Annotated in this window: 20 protein-coding genes; all 20 read left to right on the plus strand. The window is 34.1% G+C overall.

The window, feature by feature from the left end; translation table 11 throughout:
• Window position 1: 1 nt before the first annotated feature.
• Window positions 2–232 (plus strand): hypothetical protein, encoded by a 231-nt coding sequence (locus BN986_RS12500; protein WP_040980417.1) that lies wholly within the window; start codon window positions 2–4, stop codon window positions 230–232.
• A gap of 22 nt (window positions 233–254) precedes the next feature.
• Window positions 255–1,019 carry a hypothetical protein gene (locus BN986_RS12505; protein ID WP_040980419.1) on the plus strand — a complete coding sequence of 255 codons (765 nt, stop codon included), beginning with the start codon at window positions 255–257 and terminating at the stop codon, window positions 1,017–1,019.
• A gap of 81 nt (window positions 1,020–1,100) precedes the next feature.
• Complete coding sequence (locus BN986_RS27365) at window positions 1,101–2,240, plus strand: peptidoglycan DD-metalloendopeptidase family protein (protein ID WP_052400764.1); 1,140 nt, start codon at window positions 1,101–1,103, stop codon at window positions 2,238–2,240.
• A gap of 381 nt (window positions 2,241–2,621) precedes the next feature.
• The gene (locus BN986_RS12515) at window positions 2,622–3,266 is read left to right on the plus strand and encodes a hypothetical protein (RefSeq protein ID WP_148417115.1); all 645 of its coding nucleotides are present in this window, start codon (window positions 2,622–2,624) and stop codon (window positions 3,264–3,266) included.
• 275 nt (window positions 3,267–3,541) lie between these two features.
• A complete protein-coding gene (locus BN986_RS12520; RefSeq protein ID WP_040980423.1) occupies window positions 3,542–4,636 on the plus strand; it encodes a replication-relaxation family protein in 1,095 nt (364 codons plus the stop codon).
• 514 nt (window positions 4,637–5,150) lie between these two features.
• Window positions 5,151–5,471 (plus strand): hypothetical protein, encoded by a 321-nt coding sequence (locus tag BN986_RS12530; RefSeq protein WP_211198897.1) that lies wholly within the window; start codon window positions 5,151–5,153, stop codon window positions 5,469–5,471.
• Window positions 5,472–5,679: 208 nt separating this feature from the next.
• Window positions 5,680–7,887: a type IV secretory system conjugative DNA transfer family protein gene (locus tag BN986_RS25740; protein WP_052400765.1), complete on the plus strand. Its 2,208-nt coding sequence runs from the start codon at window positions 5,680–5,682 to the stop codon at window positions 7,885–7,887.
• An 80-nt stretch (window positions 7,888–7,967) separates the two neighbouring features.
• Window positions 7,968–8,204 (plus strand): hypothetical protein, encoded by a 237-nt coding sequence (locus BN986_RS12540; RefSeq protein WP_040980429.1) that lies wholly within the window; start codon window positions 7,968–7,970, stop codon window positions 8,202–8,204.
• A gap of 68 nt (window positions 8,205–8,272) precedes the next feature.
• The gene (locus tag BN986_RS12545; protein ID WP_052400766.1) at window positions 8,273–9,151 is read left to right on the plus strand and encodes a S1 RNA-binding domain-containing protein; all 879 of its coding nucleotides are present in this window, start codon (window positions 8,273–8,275) and stop codon (window positions 9,149–9,151) included.
• Window positions 9,152–9,161: 10 nt separating this feature from the next.
• Window positions 9,162–9,866, plus strand: a complete 705-nt coding sequence (locus BN986_RS12550; RefSeq protein ID WP_040980431.1) for a hypothetical protein — start codon at window positions 9,162–9,164, stop codon at window positions 9,864–9,866.
• A 1,253-nt stretch (window positions 9,867–11,119) separates the two neighbouring features.
• On the plus strand, window positions 11,120–11,380 hold the full coding sequence (locus BN986_RS12555) for a hypothetical protein (protein ID WP_040980433.1): 261 nt from the start codon (window positions 11,120–11,122) through the stop codon (window positions 11,378–11,380).
• Complete coding sequence (locus BN986_RS12560; protein WP_040980435.1) at window positions 11,364–11,633, plus strand: type II toxin-antitoxin system RelE family toxin; 270 nt, start codon at window positions 11,364–11,366, stop codon at window positions 11,631–11,633. Before BN986_RS12555 ends, BN986_RS12560 begins: the two co-directional genes overlap by 17 nt.
• Before the next feature lie 126 nt (window positions 11,634–11,759).
• Complete coding sequence (locus BN986_RS12565; protein ID WP_040980437.1) at window positions 11,760–11,969, plus strand: type II toxin-antitoxin system HicB family antitoxin; 210 nt, start codon at window positions 11,760–11,762, stop codon at window positions 11,967–11,969.
• 145 nt (window positions 11,970–12,114) lie between these two features.
• Entirely contained in the window at window positions 12,115–13,410 is a 1,296-nt protein-coding gene (locus BN986_RS12570) for a recombinase RecT (protein ID WP_040980439.1), read from the plus strand.
• A 4-nt stretch (window positions 13,411–13,414) separates the two neighbouring features.
• Window positions 13,415–14,167 carry a CHC2 zinc finger domain-containing protein gene (locus tag BN986_RS12575; protein WP_040980440.1) on the plus strand — a complete coding sequence of 251 codons (753 nt, stop codon included), beginning with the start codon at window positions 13,415–13,417 and terminating at the stop codon, window positions 14,165–14,167.
• A gap of 55 nt (window positions 14,168–14,222) precedes the next feature.
• Complete coding sequence (ssb, locus tag BN986_RS12580) at window positions 14,223–14,696, plus strand: single-stranded DNA-binding protein (protein WP_040980887.1); 474 nt, start codon at window positions 14,223–14,225, stop codon at window positions 14,694–14,696.
• Window positions 14,697–14,793: 97 nt separating this feature from the next.
• On the plus strand, window positions 14,794–15,348 hold the full coding sequence (locus tag BN986_RS12585) for a hypothetical protein (protein ID WP_040980442.1): 555 nt from the start codon (window positions 14,794–14,796) through the stop codon (window positions 15,346–15,348).
• 48 nt (window positions 15,349–15,396) lie between these two features.
• Window positions 15,397–16,092: a PD-(D/E)XK nuclease family protein gene (locus BN986_RS12590; protein ID WP_040980444.1), complete on the plus strand. Its 696-nt coding sequence runs from the start codon at window positions 15,397–15,399 to the stop codon at window positions 16,090–16,092.
• 42 nt (window positions 16,093–16,134) lie between these two features.
• Window positions 16,135–16,284, plus strand: coding sequence for a hypothetical protein (locus BN986_RS27030; protein WP_157037078.1), 150 nt, complete (start codon window positions 16,135–16,137; stop codon window positions 16,282–16,284).
• 133 nt (window positions 16,285–16,417) lie between these two features.
• Window positions 16,418–16,822 carry a hypothetical protein gene (locus tag BN986_RS12595; protein WP_040980446.1) on the plus strand — a complete coding sequence of 135 codons (405 nt, stop codon included), beginning with the start codon at window positions 16,418–16,420 and terminating at the stop codon, window positions 16,820–16,822.
• Window positions 16,823–16,845: the final 23 nt, after the last annotated feature.

A 16,845-nucleotide genomic window follows, 5' to 3' on the forward strand; every position in this document is an offset into this window, starting at 1 on the left:
AATGGAGGAATCTATTAAAGAGCCGAAACCTGACAACGAAACTTCCTTGAATGATTTCAAATCAAATCAGTCTAATAACCAGGTAAAACATGAGGCCAAGGAGCAATATGAAAACAGGCGTCAAGAGTTTAACAAAGTTGATATATCAGAATCTAGTGATTACGATGATTCAGAAAATTCATACACTAAACTGAATACACCTGATGAAGAAGGATTTGATAATCAGGAATAAAGACAGGAAGGAGTTGAGGCTATTGAAAGGATTAGATAGAAATAAAGCAAAGACCATTGCTATTTATACGGCAATGGTCTTACTTGTGCTCTTAATTATTATTAGTATCATTGTCGGTTGGGTCAGTAATAATTCAGATGAAGAAAATGAACAAGAGAGAGCTGATAGTACAGAAAATGGTGATTTAGTTGATGATATGTATAGATATGATGAAGAAAATCCAAATAAAGGAATAGATGATGTTATGGAAGAACCTAGTCCGGCTGAGGAAGAATTGGAGCAGTTAGAAGAAGGAGAAATATGGGAAGAGCTTGAAGATCCGAAAGATGGGGAAAATATATCAGAGGAAGATATGTTTAATGAGGAAGGCCCGCCCTCTTATGAAGATATTTATACAGAAGATGAAATATATGCTTCTCAAAATACAACTGAAGAATTTATTGAGATTATCTACAATATTGATGGTGATGAACCAATGAAGTTTTATGATGAAGCAAAAGATTTTATGACTTTAGAGCTCTATGAAAGATTAGAGCAAGAATACAATGAAGGTAAAATGACTTGGATATATGGTTTAAACAGAGAATTTGAAAGTCTTGAGATCTATCAGCCCAGCTCAATGGACCCGTCACAAGAGAAAGGAATTACATGGGCAGCAAGAATACAGGGAGTACAAAGCATTCATGATGGGGAAAAAGAAAAGGTTACTGATGTTTATATTATCCGTTTAAAAGAGGTTGATGGCGATTATATCATTGATGATCTTGCTATTAACTTTCCAACTTAAATTAGTTAGAAAAGAGGTATTCATTTGAATGACTTCTTTTCTTTTTTAATTCTTTGATGGAAATGAGGTGACTTAGTTACCGTGAAAAAAATAATTTTGGGATGTGGTTGTTTAGTAATTATAGTTATAGGCGTACTTGGAATTGTCCTAATTACCATTTTTGCCGTTTTATTTATGGATCAAGAAGAGACGGAAATGGGAGGCGGAGGCGGGCAATACACTTGGGGTGGAGAAGCTTCGTTTGCAGACAATGAAGTTCCGGCACAATATATCCCTTTATATCAAGAAGCAGCAAATGAATATGATTTAGATTGGGAGTTACTAGCAGCAATACATCGAGTAGAGACTGTTTTTTCTACATTAGATCCGATGATTAGTCACGTTGGTGCTGAAGGTCATGCTCAATTTATGCCATGCAGCTGGGTTGGTTGGAGCCACCCTACTTGTGAAGGTCTGGGAGAAGGAAATATGTCTGAGAGTGAAAAGAAAGATGTAGAACTAATTGAAAAAAATGGTGGATATGGTGTAGATGCAAATGGTGATGGGGTAGCTGACATGTGGGATATTGAAGATGCCATATTTAGTATGGCTAACCTTTTAGCATCACATTATAAAGATAAGGGCACTGTAGAAGGAGCTATATTGGGATATAATCATAGTGATAAATATGTAAATGATGTAACAAGATTTATGAATAACTATAAAAACAATTTTGTAGCGGTTGATTATATGGGAAATCAAGGAAACAATATTTCCTTAAAAGGCGACAAAGCCTGGGTTGTACCTAATGCTAATTTTATAACCAGTTGTTATGGATCAAGGTGGGGCAAAAATCATAACGGAATAGATATAACTGCAGGAGCGCCTGGAAAGGTTAATGGTTATGATGTAGTAGCCTTTATGGATGGTACTGTATCTGTGTCCATGTACGGAGAACAAGGAAGTGGCTATGGAGGATACGGAAATGTTGTTGTGCTTGATCACGGAAATGGAATTGAAACTCTTTATGCTCATTTGTTAGAACCGGGTATTAGTGTTGTTAGGCAAGTGAAAGCAGGTGATGTTATCGGTAAGGTCGGAAATTCTGGAGCCAGTCAGGGGGCTCACTTACACTTTGAGATCAGGGAAAATGGTAATCCGGTTAACCCAATGGATTATTTACAGGATTTTGATATGGATGTTAACCCAAGTGGATCAAATTGCGAAGCATACGCTTTTTAATAAGTATACTATTTGAAAGCGTTGATAAACTAAGTTATTCTACACATTTTTTTCTTATATGTATACATTTTATTTATTGCTAAAAAGACATCTTTTTAAAGGAGCCATAATGTATACAAATGCATTCCTTATTAGAACAACAACTTGAGCAGATTTTTTTGTTTCTTGTATACGGCTATTTTATTCCCTGTATACATTTAAAATGAAAGATAAAGCTTGATAAATCAAACTATATGTTCAAGCTAGAATTAATGATGTATACATGATAAGAAATTTATTATTTTATGCTATATCTTTGTATACATTTTTAATGACCTTTTATTCTTATACATTATTTTGTAAGGGATTGATGGTCATTATTTTGTATACAAATGATTTTTCATGAAGGAGACAAAGATTATGTATATAGACGAGGATAAGATAGGTAATATTATTAAAGATTTAGATAGATTTAAGTTTCATCTGCTAGAAACTGTCCATAAAACAAGGAAGTATGAATTTCTAGAAGAACAAGATACCACTCCTTATCATCAGCCCAAATCTATTAATGGGTATAAGGTATATCAATTCGCTTTTGAAGGGTCATTTCCTTTAAACGATTGGAGTGATAAGGATTTGATTGAAAAGATTAAAGCTTATATTCAACATTGTACTTTTAACGTTTATAACGAAAGTGATAGTGAGTTGCCGCTTTCAAAAGCAAAAATCTACATTGAACATTATTTCTCGAACGGGGTAATCTCAGATCTGGACAACAGAAACCATAAATATCTTCTGGATGCGTTGCGTTATTCTAGAGTTATTCTAGATGACAATTGGAAAAATATTTCTTTAGATATCTCGGGTTTTCGGGATGTTACGGATCACGTCCAAGTATATGTTGTTGCAGCTGAAAATAAGTTAGATTTTATAAATTATCTTGAAGAAAACAGATATAACCTTATTCAAAAACCTTATCCTTTTGATGAGATTGTTAAATACAATGAGGAAAAATTTTTAGAATATGACCCTGATTTTTGGAAATAACAAAGTTCATTTGGATATGAAATTCAATGTTAAGTTGAATATATACTTGTATCCAATTTAAGCGTTTTTATAGACGGTTAATTTGGATATGAAAAATCCAATAGATTGGATATAAAATATTAATAAAAATTTTGATTTAAACCTTTTTCCAGTTATATTCTTACAATTAATTAAATCTCAAAAAATACAGAAGTTATGACGATCCATTGTGTCAAGCAGTGCAACAATGAGGAGACATAACAGCCACCACAAAACAATGGGGGTGATACAAAACGATGGTTGTAAAAAGAATACAAGAAAGCGATATCGAAATTTTGAAAGGATTATATGAACTGAGGGTGATGTCAACAGACCAAATCAGGAAGAGGTATAACTTAACAGAGTGGTACGCTTATAAAAAAATAGCTCGATTAAGAAACACCGGTTGGATTATTACAGAGCCTATTAGTGGATATAAGAATAAACAGAGAAGTCAGGGTGTATACCACCGGATTAGCGAAATTGGAATTTCGTGCTTGAGAAAACAGGGTATTACAATTGTACGAAAGGCACATCATCAGCTGCCAACCAAAAGACACTTACCATATGTACTGCTAACTAATGATTTGATTATTGACCTAGAACCATTCGACTGGACGTTTAAGGACAGTCGTACTCTTAAGAATGAGTATCAACTAAACCGTGGTGATAGTTTACAAGCTATGCTGCGAGATCCAGATGGTAAGGAATTTTTAATATATATGCTGCGTGAAAGTGTTACAGAGCCGACACTTGTTAAGATTCAGAAAGAAATTGAGAGTTACAGTGCTATTAACCCTATGGATAAACAAAGGTTAACCAACAATTATATGATATTTGTGCAAGGGCAACATAGTTATCAACAGGTTGTGGATAGATTTAGTCATTACAAAGACGCCATGTTGACATCGAGACATTTAAAGCTATTTCCACTGTCATTTGCTAAAAAATACCTTCGAGCTTTTTACAATAATGCAAAGTTTATAGATTTTATTAAGCAAAAAGAAATAGTAGATGTAACTGAAGAAAGGCTCCCCTTGGTAAGAAAGCAATATAAAGGACTATCGAACATCGTTTTACATGAAGAAGAGGAGAAATATCTAGTCAATTTATTAGATAGTGACCTAGTTTCCATTTATAATATTAACCAATACCGCAAAGAACAATATCAACTAGATGGACGAAAAGTACTAGCTATAACAACAAATAGCTTAGCAGCAGAACACAGGAAAATGTTACAAGGAATCAAGCATATAGAATTTTACTCTATCAAACATCAAGAAATATTTGATTATATCGAAAATAGGAAGCGAGTGTTAGTTGAAGATTCAAATGAAAGACGTTTTAAATAAAGAGTAATGTAAGTGGTTCCATCATTTGAAAGACATTTCATTTTATTTATAAAGGGTGAGTATTATGGAAACTAGAAGAAAGAAGCAATTAGTAAAACATGTAGGCTATTGGGAAAAACTATCAATCTGCATGATTTGTGCTTATCCCGGTTTTAGTATATTGGCAGCTATTTCTTTTAATTTGTCTTGGCCTAATTTCATTAAATTTTCATTACTCCTCTGTGCTATAATTTCACTGATTGTTTTTCTGTATATTTTTTATAATGTAAGAGAAGAAAAGCAGAAGGAATTATTAAGTATGAGGATAAATAAAATATTAGAGGAAGATAGGTGGGATTCATGATTTCCTTTAAACAAAAGACATTTTAAATAACCGTCAAGAGAATGTGGGCTTGTGTAAAATAAAGGAAGATGAAATAATTTGTTTGGTAGTGGAAGCTGAATAAAGTAGGATGAGGAAAAAGGATAGGGAGGGATAATGCTTTTGAATTTGTTTAAGTGGAAAAAACCATCAGTGAATTCAGTAAATTTTGTGAACGATAGATGGTTGAAGTGGAAACTGGCATATAATGGTATTGATGATTTGATAGATAACATTATGTCGGATTTGAAATCAGCGGTAATGGATGTACCTTATAGAAACACAGGAGATTTTAGTGTTATTTTTCGTGCAGCTGGTACACTTTATGAAGTTCAATATCAATTATTTAATGAAAAAGGTACAAGGTGTGTGGAAATCACAAAAGCAGAACCAGTAGATATGAAAGATGACATTATGTTAAATCGAATCAAGAAGGCAATAAATGATAGCAAAAGTAAAAATCAGCAAAAATAATTATTATCATCTTAAATCTTAAAATGACAGCTGAGAATAAATATTAGGTAATACGCAGTATTTAAAGTAATAACAACTTTTTTATTTTGCATTGTTCCGTGTGGACAGTGCTTTTTTTATTGCCTGAAACTAGTCAGAAAGCATGGATTACTATTAGAGATTTCCATATGGTTGCCATCAACATTGGAAAGAAAAGGGGGTGTTTAAAGTGCATCTAATAGTAAGTCTGATTGCTTTATTGTTTGCTGGTGCAGGCATTACCTTCATGTTCAATAACCTATATATTCCAACTATATTCCAAATAGTTATAACAGCAGGTATTCAATCAACTCTAATAATTGTGATTGTTTTATTCAAACAACCTGATGGAAAAGCGTATAAACGATTGATTATCTTAGCTAATACGTTATTTATTGTAATGATAGCGGGCAGTTTAGTTTACCAACATTGGCAGTGGGATAGTTTGGTGAGCAATCTCACAATGATGAAAATTTGTCTAGGAATATTTGGAACTATAGGCTTTTATGTAAACTTTATGTACTCAAGAGCCGCAAAGAATTTGAAGGAAAAAAGGGGAAACAAACGGATTAAAAATGCTCCTAAAAATGAGCTGGATGAGATCTATTCAAAATATAAAAAAGATCTGAAAGGCTATCTGAAAAAGAACAAGGAAATCATTGTAAAAATTGGAGAGTCTTTAGAACATAAAGATACTCCAATATTACTGAAAGAAAAAGATTTCTTAGTTCATTCTCTCATTGTTGGAGCAACCGGTTCTGGTAAAACATTTTCCACCTTGGAGCCAATAGCGTATCAGCTGCTGGTCCAAAAAAAGATTGGTAAAAAGCTAGGGTTAACGGTTATTGAACCAAAGCGTGACTTTGCTCTGGAAGTAAAAAATTTTTGTGACCATATAGGTATCCCATATATTTTTATTGACCCTTTAAGCCCTGATACAAATAAATTTAACCCGATGGAGGGAGATATTAATGATGTAGCAGAAGCAACCGTTGTCGTACTTAAAGGATTATTCGGTAAGCAAGAAGCTTTTTTTGCCACGGTTCAAGAACTGTCAGCCCGAAACGTCACCAAATTATTGAAAGAACTTCACGGGGATGACATGGATATCATAGATGTGATGAATAAGCTGCGTGATATCGATGAATTGAAAAAGAAAGTACAAGAATTAAAAGCACGTGATGGAGTCACCGATCTTGTTCATTTTTTTGAATCAGAGTTATTAGGCCAGCAAGCGGAAAAATATCGTCAGTTTGTCATTGGTTTACGAGCACAGCTTGAAAATATCACCAGCAATGACTTGTTGAAGCGAATAATGACAGGCAAAAGTGACGTTAATATTCATAAGCATTTCGAAGAGGGTGGCGTCTTAATCGTCAATACAGAACTGGGGAAACTTGGTACAGCCGGCGATGCATTCGGGCAGTTTATCATAATGCATCTGCAAAATGGAACATTTAATCGACCTGGCCCTAAGGAAATAAGAATACCTCATTTTCTCATTGCTGATGAATATTCGCGTTATATTAATCCTGAAATTGAGCGATTTCTCTCGATCGCCAGAAGTTATATGGTTGCTGGCATTTTTGCGGTTCAATCCGCTGGCCAACTAGAATTAGAGAGTGGAAAAATCTCTGCTAAAGCGATGAAACAATCTATCTTAATTAACTGCCGTAATAAAATTGTTTACGGTGGCGTCGGTGTAGATGATGCCGAAGAGTTTGCGAAGGAATTTGGAAAAGATAAAGTCATCATGAGGCAATCAACCTATAAAAATCGTATTTTTATGCCAGTTTTATTTCCTGATTCATATAGGGATACGGAGTTGGAAGAGTTTAGGTTTGATGCTACTGACATTATGGACGGGCTGCCCGCTTACAGTTATATTCACAAAATTGTTTATGAAGGGCAAGTACAGAAGCCATCTTTAGCAAAAGGAAACCCTGTACCAAGAAATTGGAAGGAAAAGAAAGAATGGGAAAAATCAAATATGCTAATTAGAATCTTACAAATAGGGACTGGAGGAATGAAGAAAATGAAATTTCTTTTAAATGAAAGGAAAACAATTTCTGAGTCAGAGGAAAAACTTCTGAATGAAAATGAAAATAAAGACAAATCTTTAGAAAGGGATTCTGTCCAAAAAGAAGCTTTTGTAACAAACAGGGAAGCAAGAAGAAAACTTAGCTTTATGACCAATACAAATCACAAATCGAATCTTTCTTCCACGCAGTCAAACAACGACGTTGATTCAGATGACAAATCATTTACAGATACAGCAAGTTCGGAAAAAACGCATGAACATGAATCCAAAGAACAATCTGAACAACATGATAATAATCCTGATGATAAAACTAAAAGTCAGCCAGTTTCACAATCATCTGACGGATTTTGGGATTAATAAGCTCTTATCTAATTTAACTAATCATTAAATAGATAAGGGCTTTTTATATTACGTCAATTTAAAGGAGGTGAGCAGCAATGGCGAATTCTGTGTTAGATCATGTCATAAAAAAGTATTATAACGCCAGCCTAGATATTGAGATTAAAGATTTTACTGATTTTGATGTACGTCATGTAGTTGAAGATATCATCGGTTTAATTAATTCCTATGAGTTTAAAGATACTATTCCAGGTTATGAAGCAGCCTACAGAGTCGAAAAAATAAATCTTATTTTAAAGGGCCTGAAAGGGATTGAGGAGAGATTAAATAGTTAATCTTTGTGTATGTTTCTTTAGATAAAGTACTTTTAATAATTCAAATACTAAAAGAGGAGAGATTTAAAATGGCAGATATTTTAGAAAATGTGTTAATTGAAGGATTTGACCCGGAAAAATTCCAGGATGACAATGTGGATTATAGCGACAAGGATTGGGAACAAGTATATGGTGCTTATCAAAATAAAAAGTTTTTGCAAGGAACTATTACCGGAATTGAAACAATTGGAGAAGGAGATAGCGAGAAAACCTGCGCTATTGTTCATGTGGGAAGAATTAAAGGTATTATTCCACTTGAATTTACTGGTGCAAATAATTTAAGACAGCTGCGATCAATGACAGGGCAAGAAGTAGCTTTTATGATTTTAAATTATGACCGAGAAGCAGAGCTTTTTACAGCTTCACGTACAAAAGCCCAAGAAGAAATGGCGAAAATCACGTTACGAAAGATTTCGGAGGGAGATATTATCCCGGCAGTCGCCCGTCATGTTACCGATAAAACAGTGATTGCAGATATCGGAGGTATTACTGTCCGTATTCCAATCGATGAAGTCAGATATGGTTGGATCGATAGCCTACAAGACGAAGTTCAGGTTGGGCAGCCTTTAAAAGTGAAGGTAACGAAAATTGAAGAGAAAGAAGCAGAAGGAGAAACAGCGGAAGCGGAAAAAGAGACTAGAACTGTAGTCAAGGTAAGTGCAAAAGCTGCTCAGAAAAATCCTTGGCCCGATTGTCTAAAAAATTACCAACGTGGTGGAGAGTACATGGGAACAGTATCGGGTGTACGCGAATATGGAATCTTTATCAATTTAGAACCTGGTGTAGACTCCCTTGCAACTCACTTGAAATTTCAGAATGTAAAAAAAGGAGACAAGGTGTTAGTTCGCATTCAGTCGATTGATACAAAAGAAGAACAAATTCGTACTCGGATTACCAGTGTAAAGTAGGTGTAAACGGATGAAGAATGCCTACTCTTTACAACAAGAATGGCGTTTATTTTGGTCAAGAGTCCCTTCCAATGAGATAGTAATGGATTTTATACAGTGCGATTCACCCAAAGAAAGAAAAGCGTTAGATGCTTTAGCAAAGATTGGAGTTATAGGCGGAAGACAGCTCTTCCGTCTTTTCAATCTGGATAAAAAAAGATTAAAGAAGATGGTAAGAGAGAAAAAGCTTGTACGACACGAAATCAAATTGGAAAATAAAATCATTCCTATCTACACACTCGGCAGTACAGGTAGTATCATTACACATTTATCAGATTGTTATGAACCGAATTATTGGGTGGAATATAGGATAGAAGATGTTTTAAAACGCATTTTATTTTTCAATTTGTATCAATTTTTTTATGATGAGGAGATAATACCGGCTCCGGATCCATTCGTAGGAGGAATTTCATTAAATAATAATCCGCTGTTTGTATATGTAATTCGTGGAGAGACGAATGATTTAATAAATTTTTTGAAATGGAAAAAGCATACATTCAATACACGTATAATTATCATCACAGAGAGTTTTAAGCATATCGAGCCAATATTGGTGCATACAGCAAGTATAAAAATGCGAATCACAACAGATGAAAAAATAGCAAATGAAGAAAATTCGCAGGATCTTTTTTATTTGTTGAATCGAGATGGGGATGTGGTGAAAGAAGTCCAGTAAGAAAGTTTATAAATATTTCATATCAAACTCTTTGTTAAAAATTTTATGTTATACTATTTTTAACAATAGACTAACTTCATATGAGGGGTGGCGCACCGGATTACCTTCTTTGGAATCTCCTAAAGAAGGGAGGTGTCGCCTATGGACATTGGAGAAACTTTAGCGTTAATGATCTCCTTTGGAGCTTTAGTAGCTTTTATCATGTCTGAAAATAATGCAAAAAAATAACCCCTCATATGCTTAGCAGGCGTTTTTGGGGTTATTTTTAATCTAACAAAGCGCCGCCCCTCTTAATGGGTGCGTCTATTGTGACCGTTCCATGAGATAACATGGGGCGGTCTTTATTATTATATAGGTTTCTAACAATAATATACGATTATTATTTGTTTTTGTCAATGATAATTACCCTTATCTAAGTGCATTTACATGAAAACCATCTAATATTAAATGGTTTAAGCATTATCTTCCCTTAAATAAACACATTTATTATGAGGAGTGGTGCACCGTTCTTCTTCTGGATTTTCCCAACAGGAGGTAGATGGCAATGAATATTACGGAAGTCTGGCACTGATGATCTCTTTTTGGGCCTTGGTGACTCTTATCAAGTCCGATAAAAATGAAAGAAAATAACCCCTCATATGCCTGGAAAGCGTGAAGGGGTTAAAGACTCTAAATAGCGCTACCCCTCTTAGCGGGAGGTAGATTTATTGTAACCGTTCTATGTGATAAAACAAGGGCAGCCTTTACTAGTATATGTGATTTTATAATTATTATACCCTGTTTATACGCAAAAAATTACTCCAGAAACTTTGCTTGTAGAGTTTTGGAATTGGTTAAGCAGCAGATATTGAATTAAAATAAAATGTGCGTTTAAAATGTCTTTTGTTTTCTTTTTAGACATTTTTCGGGAATCCTCTTGACAATTAATATCCTTTTGTTACTATTGACATATATTTATTATTAATTGTTAAGCTGCATTTTAGCAGAAGTCGTCATACCTTCATTCAAGAAGGAGATTCGGCATAAATTTTTTGCCTTTGTATTCTCGTGTTTTTTTAAGGAAATGCTAGGCAGGCTTCGGTCACAAAAGGATATGTATGTCCATTATATAGTTATTAAAAGTCAATTTTTCTCATGTAGAACATGGGTAAATTGGCTTTTTTTATATACTCTAATTCTAAAAAAGGGAGGGATCTTGATTGATCCACATATGTGGAGTTTCATGTTAAAATAATAAAAAGGAGTGTATTTTCATGAAAGCTACGTATAATGATACTGAGGTGAATAAGATGACTGAAAAAGAAAGACTTTTTTTATTGATTGGTCGTTTGAATTCAGATGAAGTCTCTGCACTCAGTAAGATAGTAAGTTCCATGGTTTATTCTAGATTCCCTGTGGATGATGAGGAATTGACGGAAGAGGAAGAAAGAGAATTGAAAGCAGCAATTAAAGAAATGGAAGCAGGTAAATATACTAGAATAAGCGGAGATAAATTAGATGAGTTATTTAGCTAATGTTGCTTTTTCTTCAAAAGCTGAAAAGTATTTGAGAAAACTGGATAAACCTAGCAGGGACAGGATTCTTCAGGCAATTAAGAAATTGATGCAAGTACCACCTGAGGGAGATGTTCGATTGCTCCGAGGTAAAAGCGATAGCATGCGCTGTCGGGTTGGTGATTTCAGAATCATTTTTCAGCAAGATCACGAAAATGATGAATTAAAAATAATTTTAATACATCCCAGGGGTCAAGTATACAAAAACTTATAAGTTTAAATTGTTCATAAAAAAGTCATTCACATTCCAGTTATGGAAATGCCATGGCTTTTTTTATTAAATTATTGTTAAGGGGGTAGTCATCATGGGAATACCATGTAAGGCTCATGAGGTGATGAAGTGTCTAAAACATTTCCTGTCTTAATTCAGCAGAATGAAGATGGTATCTATACCGTGGAATGTCCATCTATTGAAGGCTGTCGTTCAAGCGGTGCTTCTGTTGATGAAGCTATGGAAAATATTAAAGAGCATATCACTTTGTGTTTAGCGGTTTCTGGAAACAATATAGAGCCCAAAACTATTCTGATCGGGCAAGTAGTATTGCCATAAATACAATTCTATAAATAAAAAGAAAATCAATCCTTAAAAAAGTTTCTAAAACAAACAGTTTATTAAAAGCCATTAGTGTACCTGGTTAACGGGTAGGACGATGGCTTTTTTTGTTTCTAAAAATTAGACAAGGAGATTGATAAAAATGGAAAAAATGCTTACATTTTCGAATGATGAGAAATCTTTAATTTGGTCTCGGTGTGTCCAGCCGGAATACGGGACAGAAGATGAAGCTAATCATTTTATTTCTTATTGTGAAGAGCTTGGTTTAAATCCTCTTTTAGATGATGTCGTATTCCAAAAATGGGGGAATAAAACAAAATTTATCACTAAAAGAGATGCCTTGTTACGATTGGCTACAAATCAACCTGGATATGTCGGTCCTCCTATTGCAGCAGTTGTTAAAAAAGGGGATGAGTTTGAAATATTCCCTTCTGAGGGAACGGTCAGGCATAAATTTGGTTCGGAACGTGGGGAAATTCTAGGAGCTTATGCGGTTTTGAAACATAAAAAATACGATCCGTATGCAATATTCGTGGATTTTCCAGAATACTTTCAAGCAAACAGCGGCAAACTCACTTCAAAAAGTGGTAAAAAAAATGTTTGGGATACATTGCCGTCTATTATGATAACCAAAGTGGCAGAGGTTTTTGTTTTAAAAAAACAGTTTCCACTCGGTGGGATACAAACTCAAGAAGAAATGTCCTTAGAAGATATGAACGTAAATGTTACAGAATTATCATCAAATACTCCCGCTGATAATCCAGTATCTGAAAATAATAACGGCGGGCAGACAGAAAAAAATAAGTCATCAAAAGAATATATGCAGCAAGCAACAGTAAGTAATGCTAATGAAGCAATTGGTGGCGATAATGCACAAAAAATGAAAGTGATTTTAAAAGCATTTTCTATTAAAGATGGCCCTAGCGGTAATCAATATGGTTTATGCGATGTAGTGGAAGCAAAATCAAACAAAGCAATAAGTATGATGGTTAAAGGAAATGAAGAGATAAGAGCGTTAGAGAAGATTTCGCCTGAAACAGAGCTTTTTGTTTCGATTTATAAAGAAAATAGCTTTACTTTTCTTGACTATATCGAGCAGACGATTAAAGAAGATACAGTTGATGGACAGACACTAGCTGTTAATAACGACAATACAGAGGAAAAGAAAAATCTAGTGAAGGACAATAATCAGAAGAATTATCAGGTGCTTCAAGGAATTGTACAGCAAAAACAAGCTGGACAAAAAGGTCAAAACAAGTTCGTAAAAATGTCTTTCAAAACAAATGATGGAAAAACACTGCCATTATTAGCTCATGGAGATACCAATGTTGAGAAAGCAGCAACCCTTCCAGAAAATGAACAGGTTTCCATTAAAGTTACTCAAGAAAATGGATTCCAATTCTTCTTGGGGTTAGACCAAGAGCAGAAGGCAGGTTGATGACATGCTGCCAAATATCTTAGATATTGCACAGGCCTGCAATGTTGAAATTGATTCTAAAACGTATGGCAAAAAGGAAACGCGTGCAAAATGTCCCTTTTGCCAGGAAGATGCTAAGCCTGAAAAAAGAAAGAAATTTTATCTTTCTTTAAATACTCAGGATCAAGTCTATCGTTGTTTCTTCTGTGGCGAAAAAGGCGGAGTGTTGAAATTTGAAGCAAATTTAACGCAGAAATCGTTTACGGAAGTCAAAGAGAAATACTTTGGCAAAAATAAAAAATCACTTCATCCAGCGTATCAACTTAACGCAGAACAGCTTTCCAGGATTGGATGGCAAAAATATAAGCGGAATAACTTTAAGGATTTTTTAAAGAATCGAGAACAGGTTGAAAACGACTGGAATCAGTATGTGTATACAGAGTTGGTAAAATATTATGCGCTGTTTCTTTGCATCAACCAATTGAACGGAGCTAAGAAAATAGAAGCGATGAAATGGTTTGTGGGTAAATGCAGGGAACTGCCAATACCAAAAATGTATGAACGAATTATAAACCAGCATAACAAAGAGGATAAAGATCTTGATAAATGGGCAATCACTGGTAAACAAGTTGCACGTATTGCTTGGAAAGTCTCAATTAAGACAGTGGATATTAAATTAAACGATTTATTCATTAATATTTTGTTGGCAGACTTTTTCTATAAAAAAGTAAAGATACATTCTCATAAAAGGAGAGTGTCTCAAAAAAATAATATTTAAGTTGGATATATTCTATCTAATTTTAAATATAAAAACAAATAAAGGGAGAGATTTTATCATGAATAATGTACAGTTAATTGGTCGTCTTGTTAAGGATGCTGACTTACGATATACACCTAATGGAAAAGCTGTAGCGAACTTCACGATTGCGGTTAATAGACCTTTTTCAAATCAAGAAGGGAACCGTGAAGCTGATTTTATTAACTGCGTTGTTTGGAATCGTCCAGCTGAAAATTTGGCTAATTATTGCAAAAAAGGTTCGCAAGTCGGTTTAATAGGAAGGATGCAGACTAGAACGTATGATAAAGATGATGGAACCAGAGCATATATTACGGAGGTTGTTTCTGATTTCGTTGAATTTCTTGATACCCGTAATGGTAATCAGAATAATCCTTACCAAGGTAAAAATCAAAATCAGAAAAACCCGTATCAAAACCAACAAAAACAGAAGCAGAACAACCCGTCAAATAATCCCTTTGATGGTCAAAGTGGACCTATTGATATTTCAGATGACGATCTACCTTTCTAACAAGCTAGTACTGAACAAGTCACTTGATAAAGGCGTTTTAAAGATTTAATTCTTTAAGACGTCTTTTCTATCTAAAAAAATAAAGGAGTGTTCAATAATGGGTTTAGATATGTATTTATTATCCGTTCCAAAGATAGACATTCCAAATGGGAAAACAGTGAGAACAGAAAAATCTTCTTTTACTATTCATCAAGAAGATAATGTGGAAAGACTATTTTTGTTAAATCGTTTTATAAATTACCACGTGACGGATTCTAATCATCTGGTTAATTACCCAGAAGTATTACCTTATATTGAAAAAGACAGCTTCTGGGGCTTTTCCATTATGAAAAAAATTGCTTATTGGAGAGAAGCCAGAGGAATCCATAATTGGTTTTTGGAAAATGTTCTAGATGGAAAAAATTCTTATGAAGGTAAAATTGTGACAGAAGCTGATATCCAAAATCTGTTAGAGGATATTATTGTGTTTTTAGAAGCGAAAAAAATAGAGATGGGGGAAGTCAACTCTGAGTCCAGTCCAAACGGTTTAATCTTTAATGGTAACTATGAACAACGGTACATTTGTGAATTGGATTATTCTCAGCTGATGTTAAAGAAAATTCTCAATCAATTTGATTTTGATAATTATCATTTGGTTTATTTAGTTTGTTAATAAGAGGTGGCATTTGATTATCGTCACTGAAATAAAAGGGTGATAAAAATGATATTTTCATTCAGTAGATTAAATCTGTATGATCAATGTCCATATCGTTTTTTTCAAAAATATGTTCTTGGAAAAGAAGAACCAATGACACAGCCGCTTGCTTTAGGAAAAGCTGTTCATAAAGCAATAGATAATAAAATTAAAGGGATACCCCACGACCAGGCCGTTACAAATGGTTTTGTAGAGGCAGACTTTTACCATGAGATTCACTATGACGATATTTCTGATTTGGTAGGGAGAGCTCCAATCACTGTCGGCATGGGCGAAACAGAAACTTATTTTAAACTGCCTTTATCGTCGCATGAAAATGCACCTATGCTTCAGGGATATATCGATGTAGTCCAGCCCAAAGGCTCTATTGTGGATTGGAAAACCAACAGAATCCCTTATGATGTGAGAGAGAGTTATCAAGTCCCTTTATATACATGGGCAATCAGTCAAATAAAAAATATTAAAGCGGTGAGGGGGAGTTACTATTTCCTTAGATTTAGAAGAGAAAGTAATTACCTTTTTACAGAGAAAGAGATGGAAGAAGCCCGATTATGGGCTCTAAACGTTGCCAACGAAATCAATGAAAAGCTGGATCTATATCATTTTTATCCAGACAAATATAAAGATATATTTCCAGCCAAACCATCTCGCTTTTGTAAACACTGTCCTTTTGCAGCAAATTGTTATAGAAAATTTCAATAAAAGTGAATTTAAATAGCAGATTAAAAAAGGAGAATGATAAAGATGATTACTGAACAATGGGCAGCAGTATTTCATGTTTTGCATGAAGACCAGCAGGAAAAATTATGGGATATCCTTTTAGATGAAGAAAAAGAAATTGTAAATAAGTATAAGCATTATAAAAACTTAAATGATTCAATCAAAAGGAAGTAAATACTACGAAATGTTCATTACTAAGAGATATAGTTATTGCCAACTATACAAACGTGATGAGTATTTCTAAAATATCCGGTTCACAGCTAAAGACTGAGAACAGATAAAAATTGCCAGGAAAGGGGAGCGTATTATGGGATATCAGGAAAGTATCGTAGAAATTCAAAATGAATTTATTAAAAAACAAGTGAAAAATAGCTTCATTCACAAAGCAAACCGAAAGGATTATCCGATGATTGATTTATATGCGTTAATTGAAGTGAAAGAAAACTTTGAAACAGAAGTTTTTAATATTGGTAGAAAGAAATTTATCTCTGGCCAATTATATCTATTTATTGGTGGAGAGAGATCTCATCAACGTCTTCTGGAAGATGTAGAGCAAGAATTAAATATAGGAGGCATTACAAATGTGGTACCAATTGAAGATGTCTTAGAAGTATTTGAAAGTAATTTCAAATGTATTGAAAAGTATGTTTCATTATCCATTTTTGAATGCAAAGAGATTACACCTCCAGAGGTTATTTTGAAGAGGAAATAATATAAATTACCTGCAGAGAAATT

The sequence above is a fragment of the Oceanobacillus jeddahensis genome, from assembly GCF_000750635.1.
Lineage (GTDB): Bacteria > Bacillota > Bacilli > Bacillales > Amphibacillaceae > Oceanobacillus > Oceanobacillus jeddahense.